Origin of the sequence: Pseudomonas sp. (genome assembly GCF_049590575.1) — a bacterium.
In the GTDB taxonomy this organism is placed as follows: Bacteria; Pseudomonadota; Gammaproteobacteria; order Pseudomonadales; family Pseudomonadaceae; genus Aquipseudomonas.
The window spans coordinates 43,712-65,378 of record NZ_JBAWDE010000230.1; the positions used below are offsets into that span (position 1 = coordinate 43,712).

22 protein-coding genes are annotated in these 21,667 nt (G+C 61.4%); 10 read left to right on the plus strand and 12 right to left on the minus strand.

Annotated features, from left to right (window positions below):
• Positions 1–119 precede the first annotated feature (119 nt).
• On the plus strand, positions 120–605 hold the full coding sequence (locus tag WBR57_RS15960; protein WP_424084650.1) for a glutathione peroxidase: 486 nt from the start codon (positions 120–122) through the stop codon (positions 603–605).
• Entirely contained in the window at positions 602–1,066 is a 465-nt protein-coding gene (locus WBR57_RS15965) for a MarR family winged helix-turn-helix transcriptional regulator (RefSeq protein WP_424084651.1), read from the plus strand. The genes WBR57_RS15960 and WBR57_RS15965 overlap by 4 nt, the downstream gene beginning before the upstream one ends.
• Here the strand turns inward: WBR57_RS15965 and WBR57_RS15970 are convergent.
• Positions 1,047–3,356 (minus strand): response regulator, encoded by a 2,310-nt coding sequence (locus WBR57_RS15970; RefSeq protein ID WP_424084652.1) that lies wholly within the window; start codon positions 3,354–3,356, stop codon positions 1,047–1,049. The two genes, WBR57_RS15965 and WBR57_RS15970, sit on opposite strands and share 20 nt — an antisense overlap.
• Positions 3,357–3,519: 163 nt before the next feature.
• On the opposite strand from WBR57_RS15970, the gene WBR57_RS15975 reads away from it, so the two are divergent.
• A complete protein-coding gene (locus tag WBR57_RS15975; protein WP_424084653.1) occupies positions 3,520–4,410 on the plus strand; it encodes an ATP-binding protein in 891 nt (296 codons plus the stop codon).
• The gene (locus WBR57_RS15980) at positions 4,407–4,889 is read left to right on the plus strand and encodes a GAF domain-containing protein (protein ID WP_424084654.1); all 483 of its coding nucleotides are present in this window, start codon (positions 4,407–4,409) and stop codon (positions 4,887–4,889) included. The genes WBR57_RS15975 and WBR57_RS15980 overlap by 4 nt, the downstream gene beginning before the upstream one ends.
• Positions 4,890–4,917: 28 nt before the next feature.
• Here the strand turns inward: WBR57_RS15980 and WBR57_RS15985 are convergent, their stop codons facing one another.
• The 8 genes from WBR57_RS15985 to WBR57_RS16020 form a co-directional block, all read right to left on the minus strand.
• The gene (locus tag WBR57_RS15985; protein ID WP_424084655.1) at positions 4,918–8,559 is read right to left on the minus strand and encodes a transporter substrate-binding domain-containing protein; all 3,642 of its coding nucleotides are present in this window, start codon (positions 8,557–8,559) and stop codon (positions 4,918–4,920) included.
• 8 nt (positions 8,560–8,567) lie between these two features.
• Complete coding sequence (locus tag WBR57_RS15990; protein ID WP_424084656.1) at positions 8,568–9,194, minus strand: response regulator; 627 nt, start codon at positions 9,192–9,194, stop codon at positions 8,568–8,570.
• Positions 9,195–9,449: 255 nt separating this feature from the next.
• Positions 9,450–9,845 carry a response regulator gene (locus WBR57_RS15995; protein WP_424084657.1) on the minus strand — a complete coding sequence of 132 codons (396 nt, stop codon included), beginning with the start codon at positions 9,843–9,845 and terminating at the stop codon, positions 9,450–9,452.
• A 171-nt stretch (positions 9,846–10,016) separates the two neighbouring features.
• Complete coding sequence (locus tag WBR57_RS16000) at positions 10,017–11,348, minus strand: deoxyguanosinetriphosphate triphosphohydrolase (RefSeq protein WP_122307806.1); 1,332 nt, start codon at positions 11,346–11,348, stop codon at positions 10,017–10,019.
• A 71-nt stretch (positions 11,349–11,419) separates the two neighbouring features.
• Positions 11,420–12,583 carry an EAL domain-containing protein gene (locus tag WBR57_RS16005; RefSeq protein WP_424084658.1) on the minus strand — a complete coding sequence of 388 codons (1,164 nt, stop codon included), beginning with the start codon at positions 12,581–12,583 and terminating at the stop codon, positions 11,420–11,422.
• A 110-nt stretch (positions 12,584–12,693) separates the two neighbouring features.
• Positions 12,694–13,032, minus strand: a complete 339-nt coding sequence (locus WBR57_RS16010) for a hypothetical protein (RefSeq protein WP_424084659.1) — start codon at positions 13,030–13,032, stop codon at positions 12,694–12,696.
• Entirely contained in the window at positions 13,029–13,412 is a 384-nt protein-coding gene (locus WBR57_RS16015; protein ID WP_065901663.1) for a phage holin family protein, read from the minus strand. The genes WBR57_RS16010 and WBR57_RS16015 overlap by 4 nt, the downstream gene beginning before the upstream one ends.
• 3 nt (positions 13,413–13,415) lie before the next feature.
• A complete protein-coding gene (locus WBR57_RS16020) occupies positions 13,416–13,730 on the minus strand; it encodes a DUF883 family protein (protein WP_122717296.1) in 315 nt (104 codons plus the stop codon).
• Positions 13,731–14,088: 358 nt separating this feature from the next.
• Here WBR57_RS16020 and WBR57_RS16025 point away from each other — a divergent pair, with 358 nt between their 5' ends.
• Positions 14,089–15,297 (plus strand): ammonium transporter, encoded by a 1,209-nt coding sequence (locus WBR57_RS16025; protein ID WP_424084660.1) that lies wholly within the window; start codon positions 14,089–14,091, stop codon positions 15,295–15,297.
• On the opposite strand, the gene WBR57_RS16030 is transcribed toward WBR57_RS16025, so the two are convergent.
• On the minus strand, positions 15,284–17,008 hold the full coding sequence (locus WBR57_RS16030; RefSeq protein WP_424084661.1) for a cation:proton antiporter: 1,725 nt from the start codon (positions 17,006–17,008) through the stop codon (positions 15,284–15,286). The two genes, WBR57_RS16025 and WBR57_RS16030, sit on opposite strands and share 14 nt — an antisense overlap.
• 193 nt (positions 17,009–17,201) lie before the next feature.
• Here WBR57_RS16030 and WBR57_RS16035 point away from each other — a divergent pair, with 193 nt between their 5' ends.
• The 3 genes from WBR57_RS16035 (at position 17,202) to WBR57_RS16045 (ending at position 18,810) form a co-directional block, all read left to right on the plus strand.
• Complete coding sequence (locus WBR57_RS16035) at positions 17,202–17,438, plus strand: glutaredoxin family protein (RefSeq protein ID WP_424084662.1); 237 nt, start codon at positions 17,202–17,204, stop codon at positions 17,436–17,438.
• A 73-nt stretch (positions 17,439–17,511) separates the two neighbouring features.
• Positions 17,512–17,847, plus strand: a complete 336-nt coding sequence (locus tag WBR57_RS16040; protein WP_034096620.1) for a hypothetical protein — start codon at positions 17,512–17,514, stop codon at positions 17,845–17,847.
• A 72-nt stretch (positions 17,848–17,919) separates the two neighbouring features.
• Positions 17,920–18,810 carry a pseudouridine synthase gene (locus WBR57_RS16045; protein ID WP_424084663.1) on the plus strand — a complete coding sequence of 297 codons (891 nt, stop codon included), beginning with the start codon at positions 17,920–17,922 and terminating at the stop codon, positions 18,808–18,810.
• A gap of 55 nt (positions 18,811–18,865) precedes the next feature.
• Here the strand turns inward: WBR57_RS16045 and WBR57_RS16050 are convergent, their stop codons facing one another.
• Together WBR57_RS16050 and mobA are read right to left on the minus strand one after the other, a co-directional pair.
• Complete coding sequence (locus WBR57_RS16050) at positions 18,866–19,087, minus strand: YgdI/YgdR family lipoprotein (protein WP_065877956.1); 222 nt, start codon at positions 19,085–19,087, stop codon at positions 18,866–18,868.
• 80 nt (positions 19,088–19,167) lie between these two features.
• Positions 19,168–19,770 carry a molybdenum cofactor guanylyltransferase MobA gene (gene mobA, locus WBR57_RS16055; protein WP_424084664.1) on the minus strand — a complete coding sequence of 201 codons (603 nt, stop codon included), beginning with the start codon at positions 19,768–19,770 and terminating at the stop codon, positions 19,168–19,170.
• Between the two features lie 76 nt (positions 19,771–19,846).
• Between mobA and moaB the strand changes: the two genes are divergently transcribed.
• Both moaB and glp read left to right on the plus strand, forming a co-directional pair.
• On the plus strand, positions 19,847–20,386 hold the full coding sequence (gene moaB, locus WBR57_RS16060; RefSeq protein WP_056857153.1) for a molybdenum cofactor biosynthesis protein B: 540 nt from the start codon (positions 19,847–19,849) through the stop codon (positions 20,384–20,386).
• Positions 20,370–21,596 (plus strand): gephyrin-like molybdotransferase Glp, encoded by a 1,227-nt coding sequence (gene glp, locus WBR57_RS16065; RefSeq protein WP_424084665.1) that lies wholly within the window; start codon positions 20,370–20,372, stop codon positions 21,594–21,596. Before moaB ends, glp begins: the two co-directional genes overlap by 17 nt.
• Positions 21,597–21,667 lie beyond the last annotated feature (71 nt).

Consider the following 21,667-nt stretch of genomic DNA (forward strand, 5'->3'; position numbering starts at 1 on the left):
GGGGAGCTTGCTCCCTCGCCACAACGGTAATAGCTCGGCATTCGTCTGGCCAATTAAATTGCACGCAATTGAATTGCTCGCTATGGTTTCGGTACTCTTCCCTGCATAGAGGCACCGCCATGAGTGACAACCTGCTGAGCATCCCTTGCACCACCATCAAGGGTGAGCAAAAGACCTTGGCCGATTTCGCCGGCAAGGCCATCCTGGTAGTGAACACCGCCAGCAAGTGCGGCTTCACCCCTCAATACAAAGGCCTTGAGCAGCTCTGGCAGCAATACAAGGACCAGGGCCTGGTGGTATTGGGCTTTCCGTGCAACCAGTTCGGCAAGCAGGAGCCGGGTGACGAAGGCGCGATTTCCGAATTCTGCGAGCTGAATTACGGCGTCAGTTTCCCGCTGTTCAAAAAGATCGACGTGAACGGCACGCAGGCCCACCCGCTATTCGTGCAGTTGAAAAAACAGGCGCCGGGCCTGCTGGGTTCCAAGGGCATCAAGTGGAATTTCACCAAGTTCCTGATCGGTCGCGACGGCCAGTTGGTCAAGCGCTTTGCCCCCACCACCAAACCTCAAGACCTGGCCCAAGAGATCGAAGCGCTGCTCAAATGACCGACCTGCCCAGCGTTTCCCTGGCCCTGGACGATCAGCTGTGTTTCAAGCTGTATGCCGCGTCCCGCGCAGTTACCCGCGCGTATAAGCCGATGCTCGATCAACTGGGCCTCACCTATCCGCAATATGTGGCGATGCTGGTGTTGTGGGAATGGCACGACGTTGCCCCTGAGCAGCCCACGGTCAAAGCCTTGGGTGAGCGCCTGATGCTCGACTCGGGCACGCTGACGCCGCTGCTCAAACGCCTCGAGCAGCTCGCGTGGGTCAGGCGTCAGCGCAGTGCCAGGGATGAGCGCGAAGTGCACCTCAGCCTGACTGAGGCCGGCGTGCAGTTGCGCGACCAGACCCATAGCCTCAAGACCCGACTGTTATGCAGCAGCGGCATCGACCTGAACCAGGCCGACACCCTGCGCGATGGCCTCGACCAGTTGCTGCGCCAGGTCAGAGACTTGTCGTCTTAGGCACCCACAGGTCGAGCAGGCCGTTGAGCTCTTCGCGGCGAAACGGTTTGGCCAGGTAGTCATTCATGCCCGCAGCCCGGCAACGCTCGCGTTCTTCGGAGAGGGCGTTGGCGGTCAGCGCGACGATCGGCAGGTCAGGCCAGCGCCCACTGCGGCGAATCTGTCGGCTGGCTTCATAGCCATCCATCACTGGCATATTGCAGTCCATCAGCACCAAGTCGAAGTGTTGTTCTTCCAGACGCTTGAGCGCCTCGCCACCATGGGCGGCCACGATCACTTCGCAACCCAATTTGCTCAGCATGCCCTTGGCCACCAGTTGGTTGACCGGGTTGTCCTCCACCAGCAGGATGCGCGCCCGGTGTACGAGGGGCGCGGCATCCAACTGAATGGGGTCAAGGATACACTGGGACTCGCTGCGCAAATTGCGTTGCAGGATCTGGTACAGCGCGTTGCGGCTCAAGGGGCGTGCCTGTTGCTGCAGGGGCGCCAATGCGGCCACCTCTTCACTGGGCATGAAATTGCCATAGGCCGTCACCACCAGGATGGGCGCCGTGATGCCCGGCCGTATGCGGAACAGGCATTCCGGGCAGTCTGTGATCAGCAAATCCGGCGTCTGCCCGCTGAAGTCGTCATCCATGGTGAAACAGCGCGGCGTCAGCCCCCAATGGGGCAGCAGGGTGGTGAGCAGTTCCGTCAGGCCGCTGCCGGCATTCGTAATGGCGACCACTTCACCCACCAGCTGCGGCTGTTGCACCGCGGGTGAATGAATCGGCAGTGGCAGGTCGGCGCAAAACTGGCTGCCAAAGCCCACCTCTGAGCTGATGCTCAAGCGGCCATTCATTGCCTCGCACAGGTTGTGCGTCAACGCCAGGCCCAGGCCGGTGCCGCCAAACTGGCGGGTGATGCCGGCGCCGGCCTGGGTAAATGGCTGGAAAATCTTGACCTGAGCTTCCTGCGCAATGCCGATGCCGGTATCGCACACTTCAATCCGCACCCTGCCGTCGAGGGCCCGCAGGCGTACATCGACCCTGCCGAAGCGGGTGAATTTCAAGGCGTTGGACAGCAAGTTGCTGACGATCTGCCGCACACGCGTCGGGTCGCCGAGCACCTGGGCGGGAAACTGCGGGTCGATCAGGCAGGTCAGTTCGACGCTCGGTGCGGCGTTCTGCGACAGCAGGTTGGCGGTGTCTTCGACCAGTGAGCCGAGGTCGAAGGGGATTATCTCAAGCTCAAGCTGGCCGGCGTCGAACTTGGACAGGTCGAGGATATCGTTGAGCAGTTCTACCAGCACCTTGCCCGAATCATGGGCGATCGACAGTTGCTGGCGCTGCTCGGCGTTCAACGGGCTGTCCAGCGACAACGCGATCATCCCCAGCAAGCCGTTGAGCGGCGTGCGGATTTCGTGACTCATGTTCGCCAGGAACGCGGCCCGGGCCTGCGCCATGCCGACTGCCGTCATCTTCGCCGCTTCCAACTCTTGATTGGACTGGCTCAGCCGTTGGTTACTGGCCTTGAGCTCCAGGGTACGGGCGGAGACGATGTTTTCCAATTGGCCCAGATATTCGGTCAGCCGGTCCTCGGCGTGGCGGCGCTGCTGGATTTCGGTTTCCATGTTTTCGAACTGCTGGTTGGCGACATTCACCAGCACGCCGATTTCGTCATGTTCGTGACCGGGCGGGCAATCCAGGCGCGCCTGCCTGCGGGTGCTCAGTTCGCGAATGACGCGCACCAGCGGCTGGGTCAGCATCACGTAAAACAGCCCCAGCAGGATGCCGGTCAGCAGCAGGCTGCGCACAAACCCGTTGAGCAGGGTGATCTCAGCGCGGTGCAGGAAGCGGCTGCCGAAGGCATAGGTGTCCACATCCAGGCGTAGCACGCCGAGGGAGTCGTTGGGCATGTGGCTCAGGAGCAGCGGGTCTTCGAACTGGCGATTGGCACCAAACAGGAAATCGCTGATGGGGCGGTAGGTGCTTTCCTTGCGCGGCCGGGCGACATCGGCCAGTACCACACCGTTATTGTCGACCAGTTGCGCATGAATGATCGCAGGCGAGTGCAACAGCCCGAGGGCCAGTTCTTGGGCCAGTTCGGCGTCGATGTTGTAGGCGATGCGTGAGGCGGGGTTATGGCTGATTTCGATCAGTGAACGTATTTCACGGTTGATGGATGCGTCTTCACTGGCATAATCAATGCCGATTTGGATCAGGCTGAGCAAGGTTCCCAAGACGAAACCGACCAGCACAGTCAATCTGGCTTGTTTATAAGACAAGCGGTGGGTGAACTTGATATCCATCGAGTGTTGAACCACTTCACGTTTCCCTTCGCCCGGCAAGCATAGCTGAACATCCACAGGCTCTGGCCTGCCCGGCATGAATCGTTTTTTACGCGGCCTGGTGCGGTCCGCCGCAGGGTTGCCAATACGCCATCTTTTGCAAGAACTTGCCAGAGGAATAATCGTGGATTCTCGACTGAATGCGTTTCTTGAGCGGGCCGACGCAGTGCTCGCCCGCCTTGAACCCCTGTTGCCGGCGCCCCGCCAGTCCATCGACTGGAACCTGTGCCTGGCAGCCCGCTGGCAGCGCGAGGGCCGCAGTGGCTTCCTGCTGCCACTTGAAGTAAGCCTGGATATGCGCCTGTCCGACCTGATCGGCGTGGACAAGCAGCGCGAACAACTGGCTCGCAACACCCAACAATTCATCGATGGCCTGCCCGCCAACCATGCGCTGCTGTGGGGCTCGCGTGGCACCGGCAAATCGTCGATGGTGCGCGCTTTGCTGGCCGAACATGCCAAGGCCGGTTTGCGCCTGATCGAAATCGAACGTGACCACCTCGCCGACCTGCCGCGGGTGGTCGAGCAACTGCTCAAGCTGCCGCAGCGCTTTATCCTGTTCTGCGACGACCTGTCGTTCGAGGCGGGCGAGGGCGATTACCGTGTACTCAAGAGCGTGCTCGACGGCTCCCTGGAGCAGGCGCCGGAAAATGTGCTGCTGTATGCCACGTCCAACCGCCGCCACCTGGTGCCGGAAAACCAGAGCGACAACGATAACTGGAAACGCGTGGATGGCGAGCTGCACCCCAGTGAAGCGGTGGAAGACAAGATTGCCTTGTCCGACCGTTTTGGCTTGTGGCTGTCGTTCTACCCCTTCAGCCAGGAACACTTCCTGAATGTGGTGGCGCACTGGATCGGCGAGCTGGCAGACAAGGCCGGTTTGCAGTGGCAGCGCGATGAAGCACTCGACATCCTCGCCGTTCGCTGGGCCACCGGGCGTGGCAACCGCAACGGTCGCTGCGCGTATCAATTCGCCCGTTACTGGGTGGGCCTCAAATTGCTGGAGCGTCAACCATGATCGATCTACAACACGCCGGCACCGGCCTCGATGGCTACGCCATGCTCGGTGCGCAATTGGAATCGCTGCTGGCCGATGAGCGAGACTTCATCGCCAACAGCGCGCAGTTTTCCGCCTTTCTGTTCAGCCAGCTGGATGACTTGAACTGGGCCGGTTTTTACCTCAACCGCAATGAAGAGCTGGTGCTTGGCCCGTTCCAGGGGCAGATCGCGTGCGTGCGCATTCCGTTCGGCCGCGGGGTGTGCGGCGCGGCGGCACAGTCGCGGCAGACCCAGCGCGTCGAGGACGTGCATGCATTTCCCGGGCATATCGCCTGTGACAGTGCTTCCAACAGCGAGCTGGTGGTGCCGCTGGTCAAGAACGGCCAATTGGTCGGCGTACTTGACCTCGACAGCCCGTCGCTGGCCCGCTTTACCGAGCAGGACCAGGCGGGTATCGAACAGCTGGCGGCGATTTTCCTACGGTTGACCGACTGCTGATCAAAGGTGGGGGCGAGGCACCGCCCCCTCATTGGCGATCCATTTCTACAAGCTGCACCTGCAGCAACCTCTCCAGCTCCAGCATCAGCTTCTCCAGGGTTTTTACACCGGTTTCGATCAGCTCACGGGTATCGTCCCGCGCGCATGCCTGCTCGATGGTTTCACACTGCAGGGCGAGTGCATTGGCTTGCACGATGCGGGCGGCGCCCTTGATCTTGTGCGCCTGCTCGGTGATGTCCTGGGGCGAAGCCTGCGCCGCCATCAGCGCGAGCAGCTCCTGGCGATCGTTGCGACTGCTGGTCAATAGCTCCTCCAGCAGGCGCCGGCTCATCTGTGGGTCACCACCGGTCAGGGCCTCGAAGTTGCCGAGGTCCAAACTCAGGCGCGGGCTGGCCGGTTGCGGGCTGATTCCTGCCAGATGCCGCTCGAGTGCGGTCAGGCTGATAGGTTTGAACAGGCAGTCATCCATTCCCGCCTCTGCGCAGCGCAGTTTCTCTTCGGGCTGGGCGTTGGCGGTAAAGCCCAGCACCACGCAGGGCTTCAGTTGCTCGCGCTGCTCATATTCGCGGATCGAACGGCTCAGTTCATAGCCGTTCATGATGGGCATGTTGCAGTCGGCGATTACCAGATCGAATTGCCCTTGGCGCCATGCCTGGAAACCGCTGGAACCGTTGTGGGCGGCGGTGAACTGGTGGCCCAGGTAGCCAAGCTGCTGGCACATCAACAGACGGTTTGCCGGGTGATCATCCACCACCAGCACATTGAGCACGGTCGCGGTTGCGGGCGTCTCGGGCTTGAGTTCGTCGACCGGCAGCACAGACTGCAGCCGCGTCATCTTCAAGCTGACATGCACCTGGGTGCCCACCATGGGCACGCTGCTCAGGCTCAGTTGGCCACCCATCATGGCGCACAGGCTGCGGCAGATCACCAGGCCCAGGCCCGCGCCGCTCCTGGCCAGTTGGCCGGAGTTGTCAGCCTGGGCAAAGGGCTCGAACAGGCGCGTCTGGTCGTCCCGGCTGATGCCGATACCGGTGTCCTCCACCACCAGCTTCATTTCCACCTGCTGCAGCAGTTGGGTGGGCAATACTTCGACCTTGATTTTCACCTGGCCCTGCTCGGTGAACTTGATCGCATTACTGACCAGGTTGGACAGCACCTGCTTGAAGCGCAAGGGGTCGATGAGCACTTCGGTGTCGTCAAGGTCAGGCTTGAATTCCAGCAACAGGCTGAGGGTTTTCTGGCGTGCCAGGCCGTCGAACACACGCACCACCGACTCGATCACCTCTCGCAGGTTCACGCGTTCCGGCGCCAGGCTCAGGCGCCCGGACTCTATGCGCGCGATGTCGAGGATGTCGCCGATCAACTCCAGCAAATCCTTGGCCGAGTTGTAGGCCACTTCGATGGCGGGGCGGTCGAGGTGGCCCTGGTCGGCGCGTTTGAGGGTCAGTTCCAGCATGCCGATCACGGCGTTCATCGGCGTGCGGATTTCGTGGCTCATGGTGGCAAGGAACGTACTCTTGGCGCGATTGGCTTCGTCGGCGCGCTCCTTGGCCGAGCGCAACTCGTCGAGCAACTGGCGTCGCTCGCTGATGTCGATCCAGCCACCGATGATGCCCTGGACCTCGCCGACGGAGTCGCGGTACGGCAGGATCCAGTGGTAGATGGTGAGTTTTTGTCCGCGAATATGCAGGGTGCGGTCCAGGATCAATGGGTTGCCTTCGGCGACCACCCGCTGGTAGTCGGCGTGGCATTGCGCAGCCTCCGCCGAAAGGCCGGTGCTGATCTGCATCACGCTTTTGCCGATCACTTCTTCACGCTGCACGTCGAACGCCTGCAGGTAGCTGTCGTTGCAGGTTTGCAGCAGGCCGCGGCGATCACGCACGTAAATCGGGTGCGGAGTTTCATTGACCAGGGCGCGCATGAATTCGAACTGATCGTTGAGGGCACGCTCGGCCATTTTGCGGTGCTTGATCTGGCGACGCATGTAGGCGTTCCAACTCAGTGAAATCAACAGCAGCAGCCCGGTGCCGATGACGATGCGGGCGATCAGTTGGTGATAGTCGCGCCAGTAGCTGTCGGAGGCCGCCGTATAACCTCGCCATTGGCTGTTGATCACCCCCAGCTCATCCGGGGCGATGCTGAGCAGTGCCTTGTCGAGAATCGAGCTGAGTTCGGTTGCGCTGCGCGATGTCGCCAGCGAAAAGGCGGCGGGCGCCGTGCCAATGCTGGAGCTGATTTGTACCTTGTCCTGAAATATCGGCGAAGTCAGGTAATAGTTGGCGACCACCAGGGTATTCACCGCACCGTCCACCTGCCCCTGTAGCAGCAGTTCAGTTGACTTGAAGGTGTCACCCGTTTCCACCAGCTGGATCTTCGGGAAGTTCTCTTGCAGGAATTTCTTCAGCGGGTTGCCTTGCGTCACCGCCAGGCGCTTGCCCTGCATTTCCTCAAGGCCGGTGGGGGCCTGGGGCTCTTTGCGCGTCAACATTACATAGGAATTTTCCAGATAGGGACGACTGAAGCTCAACTGCGCTTCCCGTTCGGCACTGGGGGTGATCGCGGCAATGATGTCCGCGTTACCGGTCTCGACCTGCTTGATGATCGCGTTCACATCACGCCCGCGCTGGATCTCGAAACTCAACCCGGTGCGCAGGCGTATCAGTTCGAGCAAATCGGCGCTGATACCGCGAAAATTTCCCTCGGCGTCGAAAAACGTCAGCGGTGCAAAGGTCTCGTTCACGATCACCTTGACCACCGGGTGATCCTTGAGCCAGCGTTCTTCGCGAAGGGTCAGTTGCAACTTCTGGTCGGTCAGCAGGAAGTCGCTGCCGGCGCTCCAGCGCTTGGCGATCGTATCCCGTTCGCTGGCGGGTACAGCTCTCAGCACGCTATCGACGATGCTCAACAGCGTGTGCTGGTGCTCGGGCACCGCGAAGCTGAACCCATAGGCTTCATGTTTGCCGAAGTTCGCCATGCGGACGTTTTTCAGGTAGCCCTTGTTGATCATGTAAAGGGTGGAAATGGTATCGCCGAGAAACACGTCGGCCTGGTCAAAGGCCACCGCATTCAAGGCGTTTTGATAAGAGGGGTAGGCACGGATGATCGCCTTTGGGTACAGCTTCTCCACTTCACCCAAGGGCAGGTAGTGGTAGACCAGTGACAGGCGCATCCCGGCCAACCCATTGCTCAGGCTGCGTGTTTCGCCCTCGCGGGTGACCAGCACCGGTCGGTCCACCGCATAGGGTTCCGACAGGCTGAGGTTGAGGTTTGCCGCCTCGAAGCCGTTGGAGGAACCCAGCAAGTCGATCTCGCCTGTTTCAAGCGCGCGGATGGCGGCCTCGCGGGAGGCGTAGCGCAACACTTTGATCGGCAGGCCCAGCGTCTTGGCCAGGAGGCCGGCGTAGTCGGCGGTCAGTCCTTCGTAGTCACGCCCGCTGGAGGTGAGGTCAAAAGGTGGATAGTCAGGAAACGAGGTGCCGAGCACCAGTTCGCGTTTGTTCTGTAGCCACAGGCGTTGGGCCCTGCTCAGATGGGTTTCCATTTGTACGGCGCTTGCGCGGCTCAGTAAGTTGAAATATTCCGGGCTCGGTGGCGAGCTGGCGGGCGCGGTGGTGCTCAAGCACAAACCGGCACTGAATATAATCAGATAGTCCTTTATACATCTGGGCATCCGTTTTCTCACACTAGCGCGTTTCGTTTTGCCATCTCGATAAGTTCTACCAAGGACGTGGCTTGAAGTTTCTGCATCAGCCTCTTTTTATACGTACTTACTGTCTTGTTGCTCAGGAACATGCCTTTGGCGATTTCCTTGTTGGTACGGCCCTGTGCAAAAAGTTGCAATACCATCAATTCACGATCGTTGACCGCCTTGAACAGTTCCAGCTCTTTGGTATCCACGCCGTCTGTAGCGCTGCTGTTCAATGCCTGGCTGGGGAAATAGTTATAACCGGACAGCACGGCGCGGATGGCGCTCAGCAGTTCGCTCAGATCACCTTCCTTGCACACGTAGCCATCGGCACCCGAACGCATGCAGCGTGTGGCGAACAGCGTGGGGGATTGGGCCGTTAGAACCAGGGTCTTCATCGAGGTATTCATGGCGTTGAATCGGCACAGCACCTCGAGCCCGTCTAGTTTGGGTATGCTGATATCCAGGATGATCAGGTCCGGCAGGCATTCGCGGACCATTTGTATGGCGTCGCATCCGTTATCTGTTTCGCCGACTACTTCATAACCTTCGTGCTCCAGCAACATGCGGATGGCAAGTCTTATAACCGGGTGGTCATCAATAATAAAAACTGTGTTCATGATCACATTCCATGCAAGTGCAAATAAAGCGGGCACATTAGCTCAGAAGCTGAGGCCAGAGCATGAAGGCGAGGGGGCTCAGGTATAAAACAGGAAGATTCCTACAGTAAAAAAGGTGGAGTCTTACTAGTTGCCAAGGCGTCGTGAAACGAAGAGTTAAGGTTTGGCTGGCGTGCCAACCGAATCGCTATGCCAGGGATTTAACGGTGGTTATGCGGGTACTTTTCGACGGTTTATATGTTTGGAGTCCTACATTTATAACCAGCGTAACGCGTCGGTCAAACGCTCCAGCGCCTCTTTGTTCAACGGCTTTGACACGTATCCGAGCAACGGCAGGCCGCGTGCGATCGCACGGCTGTGCAGCGCCGAAAGCTCTGCCTCGGGAAGCCCGCTGAGCAGGATCGCGGCCTTGATAAAGCGTCGGCGACTGGCGATCTCGATCAGTTCAAGCCCTGGCAGGTCCGGCAGGCACTGGTCGCACAAAATGATATCGAAGGGGGCCTCGGCCTGCGCCATCAAATGCACTGCCTGTTCGGCGTTTTCCGCCGGGGTCAGCCGCTCGAAGCCGAAGCTTCTGAGCAGGCACTGGGTGGCGAGCAGTTGAAAGGGATGGTCCTCCACCAGCAGGATGCGAAGGGGGTTACTGGGCATAGGAGGCACACAGTGAGTCAAGCGTCGATAGGGGGCACAGCAGAGCAAGTCGGCAGCCTTGGCCGAAGCGTGCGCGATTATTCTCTGTGCCTCTGTGCGAATTCGATCAGGCCGCTCTGTTCCCATCGTAGGCAGATTCTGTTGAGTGAACAGGCGGCTGGACCAATCTGTTTATTGCGGGCTTGAACGCCCGGTCATCTCGCGGGCCATCTCGGTGGCGTAGCTGTCGGTCATGCCGGCGATGAAATCGATCATGCGCAGGAATGACGCGTGCAATGGCCACGCCGGGTTTGGTGCATTGTTGCCCAACAGGTCGAGGATGCGCCGGTTCTTGAAGGACGGCGTACGCCCACCATGTTGCTCGAGTGCCGCGCCGCAGAACGCATTCAACAGGATTTCCAGGGTGGTATAGGCGCCGATCTCATGCAGGGTCTTGCGCTTGTCCTGGAAGATCTTCTTGCGCGCCATGTCTTTGGCATCCAGGACGCAGCGTTTGGCAGGGCCGTGCATGTGTTCCACCAGGTCGCCGGGCAGGGTGCCGGCCAGCAGGGCATCTTGCTGTTCGACGAAGGCTCGCGCCGCGGCGTTGGTCAAATGCTCGATGGCCTTGCCGCGCAGGATCGCCAGCTTGCGTCGGCGCGAATCCTGGGAGCCCAGCTGCCGATAGGTCTGTGGCAGGTCGTCGCCCACCAGGTCGAGCAGCAGCGACTCGACCTCGGCGTATTCCAGCAACTCCATTTCCAGGCCGTCTTCCAGGTCGATCAGGGCGTAGCAGATATCGTCCGCCGCCTCCATCAGATACACCAACGGGTGGCGGGCCCAGCGCTGCTCTTCGAGTTGCGGCAGGCCGAGCTTGTGGGCGATCTGCTCGAGGATCGGCAGCTCGCTCTGGTAGCAGCCGAACTTATGTTTCTTGTAGCCCAGCGAATCCGCGTGGCGCGCGGTCCAGGGGTATTTGAGGTAAGTGCCGAGGGTCGCGTAGGTCAGGCGTGTACCGCCGTCGAACTGGTGGTATTCCAGCTGGGTCAGTACCCGGAAGCCTTGGGCATTGCCTTCGAAATTAAGGAAGTCGTTGCGTTCGGCCGAGCTCATGTCGTCCAGCCAGCCACGCCCCGCGGCCTGTTGGAACCAGTGGCGGATGGCGTCTTCGCCCGAATGCCCGAAGGGCGGGTTGCCGATGTCATGGGCCAGGCAGGCCGATTGCACCACCATGCCCAGGTCGCTCGGGTCGCACCAGTCGGGCAGGGCGCTGCGCAGGGTTTCACCGACGCGCATGCCGAGGGAACGACCGACGCAACTGACTTCCAGGGAATGGGTCAGGCGCGTGTGGATGTGGTCGTTGCTCGACACCGGGTGCACTTGGGTCTTGCGGCCCAGGCGGCGGAACGCACCGGAGAAGATAATGCGGTCGTGGTCTTTGTGAAACGGGCTGCGGCCCAGTTCTTCCGGGCTGTGCAGCGGTTTACCAAGGCGTTCGCGGGTAAGCAGGGTGGGCCAATCCAAGGCGGGTACTCTCCGTGCGGTGAATGACCCTCCCAGCTTCCCGGTTCAGCGTGGCCTGGGCAAGCGAAAATCTACAGGCCGGCCGCGTCGATATCGATTAACAGCAAACGCTGACCGTTATTGAAGAATTGTCCGGCAGTGAGGCAGTACTGGTTGGTGGTGGCGTCGCGGTAGGTCGAGGACAACGTCAGGCGGCGCTCCTCCCAGCCTTCGGCCAGCAGGTGATAGAAGTACGGGCGCCATGACCAGTTGTGGCCCAGGTAGCGGCTGTCGGTTTGCCACGCGCCCTGGCGCCACTCGAAATTGGGCGTCAACTGGGTGCCATGGCGGTCGCACTGGTAAAAGCGCAGCAGCCACGGGAAGGCCTGCAGTTGCGGCAAGTCAGTCAGTGGCGCCTGGGTGTCGGCCCAGGCCTGGAGGATTTTCATCAGCTCGGCCAACTGCTGGCGCAGTTGCATGATGCGTCCGCGTTCCGCCAGTTTTTGCTGGACGTAAGTCGCGCGCAGGCGGGCAAAGTGCGGCACGAAGGCATCGGTGGCGAACCAGTCCAACTGCGCCTGGGCGAACAGGTAACCCTGCACATAACGCGACCCGCATTCCAGGGCGAAGCTCAGCTGTGCTTCGGTTTCAACGCCTTCGGCAATGATCCAACAGCCGGTTTTCTCCGCCATCTGTGCCAGTGCGCGCACCACGTCACTGCTCGGGCCGCCCTTGGCGGCTTCCTGAAACAGGCGCATGTCGAGCTTGAGAATGTCCGGCTGCAATGCCAGCACGCGGTCGAGCTGCGAATAGCCGGCGCCGAAGTCATCGATGGCGATGCGCGCGCCGGCCTCGCGATAGCGTGCGACCACCTCGGCCAGGCGCCGGATGTCGCCGCCCAGTTCGGTGATCTCGAACACAATGCGCCGCGGGTCGACGCCATGGCTGTGGATCTGTTTCAGGCTCGGCAGGGCCTGGCCGGGGCGCAGGCGGTTAATCCAGCGCGGTGAAATATTCAGGCTCAAGAACCAGTCTTGCGGGGCTTCATGCAAGCGGCTCAACGCATTGTCACGGATCTGCCGGTCCAGGCGACGCAAGGTCACGCCCGGCGTGCGCGGGTCGGCGAACAGCGGGCCCACGGACTGCAAGCGGCCGTCAGCCTGGCGCAGGCGGCCCAGGGCCTCGACGCCGGCAATGCGGCCGGTGGCAGTGTCGATGAACGGTTGAAAGCAGGCGAGCGGTTGCCCGTCGATCACGGGGCCTCCTTAGGTGGCAATGATGAAAAAAGCGAAGGGGCGAAAAAAAGGCCCGGCCCTCGAAAAGAGGGCCGGGCCGATTCTGTTTGCAAGAATGCAGCCAGTGCGGCTTAACCTTTGCGTGAACGCCCTTGCAGCGCCAATTTGATCAGCGGGATCAAACCGGCGCCCAGCCGCACCAGGCGCGTCACGCTGCTGATGCTGCCAGCCTTGGCGCCCTTGCCGGTAAAGAAGCCCATCAGCGTCACCGCCGCAACGCCCCACAGCGGCGCGTGCTTGATGCCCAGGCTGTCCTGCCAGTTGCTGCCCATGTTGCGCACCCGGTTCAGAGGCACCATCAACTGCTGGGACTCGTGGCGGATTTCCTGGCGGTGCATTTCCATGCGCAGGCGGATCAACGCCTTGCGCATTTCCCGCCGTGAGGTTTGCTGGATTTCATTTGCGCTCATGGCAACAGGCGCTCCCGGTCATTGGCCAGCTCTTCGAGGGTGGCATGGAAGGGCGTGGACTCATCGAACACCGCCGCTTTCAAGCGCACCCCGCAGAACGCTGCGGCCAGGCTATAGAACACGCAGAGGCAGATGATCCCGGTCAGGCGGTAACCGGTGTCCCACACCAGGATCATCACCAGCGTCGACAACCCCACCAGCAACAGCAGGGCAAACACCAACGCCAGGCCCGCAAACAGCAGCAGGCTGACGGTGCGCGCCTTTTGCTCCTGCAATTCGATACCAAACAATTCGACATGGCTGTGCAGCAAGCCCAGAACGGCCGCGCCCAGACGTCGAGAGGTTGTGCCCGTGGACGAGCTGCTTTCGCCGATAGACATGATTTAGCGCCTTGTAGCCAACAGACCGATCAAAAAGCCCACACCGGCAGCAATACCCACCGACTGCCAAGGGTTGGCTTGCACGTAATCTTCAGTTGCGGTGACCGCCGCCTGGCCGCGTTCGCGCAGCGAGTCTTCGGTCAGTTGCAGGGTTTCACGGGCCTTGAGCAGGCTGTCGTGAATCTTGCTGCGCAGCTCGTCGGCCTGGTCGCCGGCGAGTACCGCGGTGTCGTCGAGCAACTTTTCGGTGTCACTGACCAGGGTTTGAAAATCCGCCATCAGTATTTCTTGCGCAGTCTTTGCAGTTCTTCTGGCCATGGTTATCTCCGTGCTTGGCTGGTGTCGTGTGACAGGCATACGTGTCGTTTCGAGTCACCGGTATCGGTGAAGGTTCAGTGCAATTGTCTGGTACAGCTTTTGCTTTGCCTTGGTGCGCACGCCCTGGGGCCTGCGCTGAATCCGGGCGGTCGAGGCTGATGCCTTGAAAAACCTTACCCTAAATAACTCAAATTCGCGGAAAAACCCTGTCGGCAACGGCCTGTCGTGTTGATCGCTGCGCTAAAGCGGTTCACGCCCTCCCAAGAGGGGCGGGACCGGTGGTGCCAATTTAGTGCGCGCAACCCTGGCTTGAACCGCTTTGGTGCTTTTTGCCTTTAATGCAGGCCTGCCAACCCTCATGGAAAATTTGCAAAGCGCAGTGGACACCCTCGTCCACAGCTCCAATACCCTGTTTATCCTGATCGGCGCGGTCATGGTGCTGGCCATGCACGCAGGCTTCGCGTTCCTTGAAGTCGGCACCGTGCGCCAGAAAAACCAGGTCAACGCCTTGTCGAAGATCCTCAGCGACTTCGCCATCTCCACCCTGGCGTATTTCTTTATAGGCTATTGGATCTCCTACGGCGTGAGCTTCATGCAACCGGCGGCGGTGATCAGCGCCGATCATGGCTATGGCCTGGTGAAGTTTTTCTTCCTGCTGACGTTCGCGGCGGCAATCCCGGCGATTATTTCCGGGGGCATCGCCGAGCGGGCGAAGTTCGCGCCGCAGCTGTGTGCCACCGCGTTGATCGTGGCGTTTATCTACCCGTTTTTCGAAGGCATGGTGTGGAACGGTAATTTCGGCCTGCAGGCCTGGCTGCTCGCGACCTTTGGCGCCAGCTTCCATGATTTTGCCGGTTCCGTGGTGGTGCATGCCATGGGCGGCTGGTTGGCGCTGGCGGCGGTGTTGCTGCTGGGGCCGCGCAATGGGCGTTACCGGGAAGGGCGCCTGGTGGCGTTTGCGCCGTCGAGTATTCCGTTCCTGGCATTGGGTTCGTGGATTTTGATCGTCGGCTGGTTCGGCTTTAACGTGATGAGTGCGCAAACCCTGCAGGGTGTCAGCGGCCTGGTGGCGGTCAACTCGCTGATGGCGATGGTCGGTGGCACAGTCGCCGCGCTGGTGATCGGGCGCAATGACCCGGGCTTCCTGCATAATGGCCCGTTGGCCGGGCTGGTGGCCATCTGCGCCGGGTCCGACCTGATGCACCCGGTAGGTGCGCTGGTCACCGGCGTTGTGGCCGGTGGCTTGTTTGTGTGGTTTTTCATCGCCGCCCAGGACCGCTGGAAGATCGACGATGTGCTGGGTGTATGGCCGCTGCACGGCCTGTGCGGGGTGTGGGGCGGCATCGCGTGCGGTATCTTCGGCCAGACCGCGCTCGGCGGCCTGGGCGGCGTCAGCCTGATCAGCCAGTTGATCGGTACTGCCCTTGGCGTGGCGGTGGCGCTGGTCGGCGGCCTGCTGGTGTATGGCGTGATCAAGCGCGTGCACGGCCTGCGCCTGAGCCAGGAGGAGGAGTATTACGGCGCGGACCTGTCGATCCACAAGATCGGCGCGGTCAGTCAGGACTGACAGGCTTGTCTGCCTGCGGGTAAAAGCCGTGCAGCAAGCGGTAGCGGTTGTGCCGCACCTCGTCGACGCGCGCCTGCACCTGTTGCTCCGGCAGGCCCAGCAGGACCAGGGCGTGGGAGGCGAGCATCAGGCTCGACTCCAGCAGCTCGGGCACCACTTCGCTGGCGCCCGCGGCTTTCAGTTCGGCCCATTGGCTGTCATCGCGGGTGCGCACCAGGATCGGCACTTCGGGGTTGATCCTTCTGGCCTCTTTCAGCACCGTCAGCGCGACATCGCTGTTGTCCACGGCAATCACCACCAACCGCGCGCGCTCCAGGCCGACGGCGCTGAGCAGCGCACCACGCCGGCAGTCGCCGTAATGCACGCTGCGGTCTTCGCTGGCGGCTTCCTGCACCCGTTCGGGGTCGTCGTCCAGGGCAATAAAGGTTTGTTGCTCCTGGCGCAGGAAACGGCCGATGGACTGCCCGACCCGGCCATAACCGCAGATCAGCGCATGGCCGCGTAGTCCGGCATTCAGTGCGGTAATTTCTTCCAGCTGCACTTGCTGGTTGGGCTTGCGGTGCAGGCGCAGGGCTATTGCTGGCGCGGCGCGCAGCAGCAAGGGGGTCAGCAGCATCGAGCAGAAGGTGGCGGCGAGCAGCAACCCGTTGAATTCATCCGGGATCAGCCGGCTCTGCTGCATCTGGGCCATCAATGCAAAACAGAACTCGCCGCCCTGGGCCAGGGCCAGGCCGCTGCGCCAGGCGGTTTCGCTGTCACTGCCGCGCAGCTTGACCAGGGCGGCGACCACGCAGCCCTTGACCAGCATCAGCGCGAGGGTCAGGCCCAGAATTAGCAGGCCATGGCTGATGAACAGCTGCAAGTCGATGAGCATGCCGATGCTGACGAAAAACAGCCCCAGCAGGATGTCGCGAAAGGGGCGTATATCGGCTTCGATCTGGTGGCGGTAATGGCTTTCCCCCAGCAGCATGCCGGCCAGGAACGCACCGAGGGCCGGGGAGAGCCCCAGCAGATGGGTGAGCCAGGCGGTGAGCAACACAATCACCAGCGCCAGCAGCACAAACAGCTCGGCCGAATGGGAGGCGGCGACCTCATGAAACAGGCGCGGCAACAACCAGCGGCTGGCGAGCAGCAGGCCGACGAACAACACCACGGTCTTGCCCAGGGTCAGCGGTAGCGCCCAATACCAGGCCTGTTCGCTGCTGCCGGCAAAGACCGGGACCAGGGTCAGCAGCAACACCGCCACCACATCCTGGAACAGCAGCACGCCAATCGCGTTCTGGCCGTGGCTGCTGAAGATTTCCCCGAGGCTGGTCAATTCCTTGCTGACAATGGCCGTGGACGACAGCGCCAGGCCCGCGCCCAGCAACAGGGCGATGCCGGGCGCTACGCCAAAGACCATCAACAAGCCCCCCAGCAGCACCCCGCAGCCCAACACCTGCAAGCTGCCAAGGCCAAACACCACGCGGCGCAGGGCGAGCATCCTGGTCAGGGAAAATTCCAGGCCCAGGGAAAACAGCAGGAACACCACGCCCAGTTCGGCGAGGTCGGGCAGCGCTTCGCTGTCGTTCACCCAGTCGAGTGCGGTAGGCCCCACGGCCAGCCCCACACACAGGTAGCCCAGCACGGGCGGCAGTTGCAGCCGGCGAAACAGCGCAATCACCACCAGGGATGAGGCCAGAATGATCAGCAGGTTGGCGAACACAAGCATCTCCGTTGCAAGGTGAGCGAACAAAAAGCCGCGAGAGTGGCTGAGTCAGTTATAGGCCATGCTGATCTGAGTCAGGGTATTTGCGCGGTGCAATTGGATTTGTGGCAAGCCTGCTCGCCACAACAAGCCTACTCGCCAGCGTTATTTCGCGGGCTTAGAATGATGGTCTGTTTTCTGATCAGGTCTATTCGCCATGCATCCTGAATGCCAACTGTTCGGCACCCTGGGTTGCCATCTGTGTGAGATTGCCGAAGCCGAAATCATGCCGCTCGTCGAGCACGGGTTGCTGGTGGAGTTGGTGGATATCGCCGACCCCGATGACCTTACCGAGGTCTACGGCCTGCGGATTCCGGTGCTTCGGCGGGTGGACAACGGGAACGAACTGGACTGGCCGTTCGACGCAGCGCAGATAGTTGCCTTCCTTCGTTAAGCTTTATCCGATGGCGAGTTCCCCAAGATTACGTTACTGTATGTTTGTACAGCGATTGAATAGGGGAACGTCCATGGTGAATGTTGAACAACTGAAAAGCAGCGTCAATCGCATGTCCGCCGACATCGTGCGCGATGCGGTGAACGAGCTGCGCCTCGATGGCCTGGTCACGGAAGGCAAGACGCCCTTCAACAAAGTGCATTTCAATACCTGTTTTGCGGAGATCGAGGCGTTGTTCCAGCGCGCCGGTTACCACAAGCAGTTGGATGTAGTGGGTTACCAGGGCTTGCTCTACGCGCTGTACGACCCCGGCCGCTGGGAAGCGGTGGACGTGTTGCGCTGGCTCAAGGAGTTCACCGAGGCGGCCAGCGCCTCGCCGATCCTGCGGGCGGAATTGGCCAAGGCCTGAGATCCGCCCTAGGCTCAATCCCACTGGATGCGGGATAATGCCCGCCTGTTTTTCCAGGCTTCGAGCATTTTCATGTCCAGTTCCGGTTTCTCCGCGTCCCAGCATCAAGCCAGCACTTTATTTTTGCCACCTGGCGCTTGGGTGACGGTGCTCGACTGCCTGTGCGAGCACTTCCCGGCCATCGGCCGTGAACACTGGCTGGACCGTATCGCCCGTGGCCGCGTGCTGGATATCAACGGCAACCCGATCAGCCTGGACCTCGCCTACAAGGAAGGCCTGTGCATCTATTACTTTCGCGAAGTGCCAAATGAGAAGGTCATCCCGGTGCAGGAAACCATCCTGTATGCCGACGAGCATCTGGTGGTCGCCGACAAACCGCATTTCCTGCCCGTGACCCCGGCCGGTGAGTACGTCGAGCAAACCCTGCTGCGCCGCCTGATCCGCCGCCTGGACAACCCTGCATTGGTGCCGTTGCACCGCATCGACCGGCATACCGCGGGGCTGGTGTTGTTCTCGGCCAACCCGGCCAGCCGTTCGGCGTATCAGCAGCTGTTTCCCACGCGGCGTATCGATAAATTCTACGAAGCCATTGCCCCGGCGTTGCCCGAACTGACTTTCCCGCTCGTGCACAAAAGCCGCCTGGTGGATGGCGAACCCTTCTTCCGTATGCAGGAAGGCGTGGGCGTCAGCAACACCGAAACCGCCGTGGAAGTACGAGAGAAGAACGGCGAATTGTGGCGCTATGGCCTGTTCCCCGTGACCGGCAAAAAGCACCAGTTGCGCGTGCACATGACCGCACTCGGCGCGAGTATCTGCAATGACCCGTTCTACCCCGAGGTGATCAGGGATGCCGTGGACGACTACGCCAACCCGCTGAAACTGCTGGCCCAGGGTGTGCGGTTTAGCGACCCGCTCACAGGTGCCGAGCGCAGCTTCCGCAGCCAGATCACCCTCGACTGGTAACCGCCAGAAACAACAAGGCCCGCGCGAGGCGGGCCTTGTTGGCAAACGTTAAGACTTACAGGTCTTTAACGGTGCGAACCTGATCTTTGTTGATGCGGGTGCGCTTGCCGTCAAGTTGTTCGAATTCGTAGAAACCCGAATCTTCGTTGTATTTCGGGGTGTCGACGGCCTGGATTTCGCGACCGTCATTCAGGGTGATCACTGTAGGCGAGGCGCAACCGGCGAGGGTAGCCAGGCCCAGTGCAAGCATGAAAGCGGCGATGGTCCGTTGAGTCATGAGTGTGTCTCCGAAAGAATTCTTTTAAATTGCAGACCTTGTTGACGCGCTAGGCGCCGACAAAGTTCCTTGTGCGAGGTTCATTCTGACACGCCAGGCCCGGGGTGCAACAGCTCGGGTGTATTCAGGTTGGCCAGGCGCGGGTCGGGCGCCGGGCACTCAAGGCCCACGCCGCCCAGTTGCAGGAAGAGCTGGCGCGGGCTGCGTTCACCGGCGTGCCAGGCCCTTTCTACCGCGTTGTGCAGGTGCGTCGGGATGATGCAGATCAAGGGTTCCCAGAATTCGCCGTGACGCACCATCACTGGCACCAACGGGTTACGCCGTGCAGTTTCACGCAGGTCGGCAAGCAGCCCGACGTCGATGTTGGGTACGTCGCACGGCAGTATCAGCAAATGTGCATGCCGCGCCGCGGACAACCCGGCGCGGATGCCGGCCAGCGGGCCGGGAAAGTCCGGGTTGTCGTCGCTCACCAGTTGGTCGGCATAGGGCGCATACAGCTCATGGTTGCGATTGCAGGAGATGATCAGGTCATCCGTCAGTGGCCGGGCCAGGCGCTGCAAATGCGCGATCAACGGTTGCCCACGCCACGCCAGCAGGCCTTTATCCTGGCCGCCCATGCGTTGGCCGCGGCCACCGGCCAGCAGCAGAATCGAACAGGGCAGGGGCGAAGAATCGAGAGACATGGCACTTCCGCTGCGGCAGGTAAATAGGGCCCTGTGATATAACATCGGGCTGTTCCTTCGACAACCGGACCGTGCCATGAAAGCCAAGGCCGATGCGCCCTTTGTACCCCTGAATATCGCTGTACTGACCGTCAGCGACACCCGCACCCTGGACACCGACACCTCGGGCCAGGTCTTCGTCGACCGCTTGACCGCCGCCGGCCACAACCTGGCCGAGCGCGTGCTGCTCAAGGACGACCTGTACAAAATCCGCGCCCAGGTCGCCCACTGGATCGCCGAAGACGTGGTCCAAGTGGTGTTGATCACTGGCGGCACCGGCTTCACCGGCCGCGACAGCACACCCGAAGCCGTCAGCTGCCTGCTGGACAAACAGGTCGACGGTTTCGGCGAACTGTTCCGGCAGATTTCCGTGGCCGATATCGGCACCTCCACCGTGCAATCGCGCGCCCTGGCCGGCCTGGCCAATGGCACCCTGGTGTGCTGCCTGCCGGGTTCGACCAACGCGGTGCGCACCGGCTGGGACGGCATTCTTGCCGAGCAATTGGATAACCGTCACCGCCCCTGCAACTTCGTGCCACACCTGAAGCAGGCCGAGCCCTGTGAATCCCGTGGGTAAGCCTGGCAAGTCCGGCGCCCTGATGCCGGTGGAAGACGCGCTGCAGCAACTGCTGGACATGGCCGAGGCCACGCCGATCCGTGAGTCGCACGTGTTGCCCCTGGCCGAATGCGATGGCCGCGTGCTGGCGCAGGACCTGATTTCCACCCTCGACCTGCCGCCCTGGCCCAACAGCGCCATGGACGGTTACGCCCTGCGCCTGGCGGACTGGGCCGGTGAGCCATTGGTGGTCAGCCAGCGTATCTTCGCCGGCCAGGCGCCGCAGCCCTTGGCGGCCGGCACCTGTGCGCGCATTTTCACCGGTGCGCCGGTGCCTGAAGGCGCGGACTGCGTGGAAATGCAGGAAAACGTCGTGGTCCACGCCGACGAGCGCGTGAGCTTTACCGAACCGTTGCAGGCGGGCCAGAACATCCGCCCCCAAGGCCAGGAAACCACGGTCGGCGAGTTGGTGCTGCCGGCCGGCACCCGCCTGGGCCCGGTCGAACTGGGCCTGGCCGCGTCCCTTGGCCATGATCGCCTGGCGGTGATACGCCGCCCGCGCGTGGCCGTGCTGTCGACCGGCGATGAGTTGATCGAGCCCGGTTTACCGCTGGGGCCGGGGCAGATCTACAACAGCAACCGCCGCGTGCTGTGCTCATGGCTGGCGCGCATGGGTTGCGCGGTGATCGATGCCGGCATCTTGCCGGATGACCTGGAAAAAACCCGTACCCGCCTGGCGGGCCTGGGCGATGTCGACTTGATCCTGTCCACCGGCGGTGTATCGGTGGGCGAGGCGGACTTCCTCGGCATCGCCCTGCGTGAAGAGGGTGAACTGGCGCTGTGGAAACTCGCGATCAAACCCGGCAAGCCGCTGACCTTCGGGCACTTCCGCAGCGTGCCGGTGATCGGCCTGCCGGGCAATCCGGCCTCGACCCTGGTGACCTTCGCCCTGTTGGCACGCCCTTACCTGCTGCGCCGCCAAGGCGTGCAGGCCGTTGCGCCGCTGCGCGTCGAAGTGCCGGTGGGGTTCACCTGGCCCAAGCCGGGCAATCGCCGCGAGTACCTGCGCGGTCGCATCGAGCAAGGCAAGGCCATCATCTACCGCAACCAGAGCTCCGGCGTGCTGCGCAGCGCGGCGTGGGCGCAAGGGTTTGTGGAGGTGTTGGAGGGGACGACATTGGACATTGGCGATCGAGTCAACTTCATTCCGCTGAGTGAAGTCCTGAACTAAACACAGATCAAAAATGTGGGAGCGGGCTTGCTCGCGAAAGCGCTGTATCAGTCACACGCATAGTGGCTGAC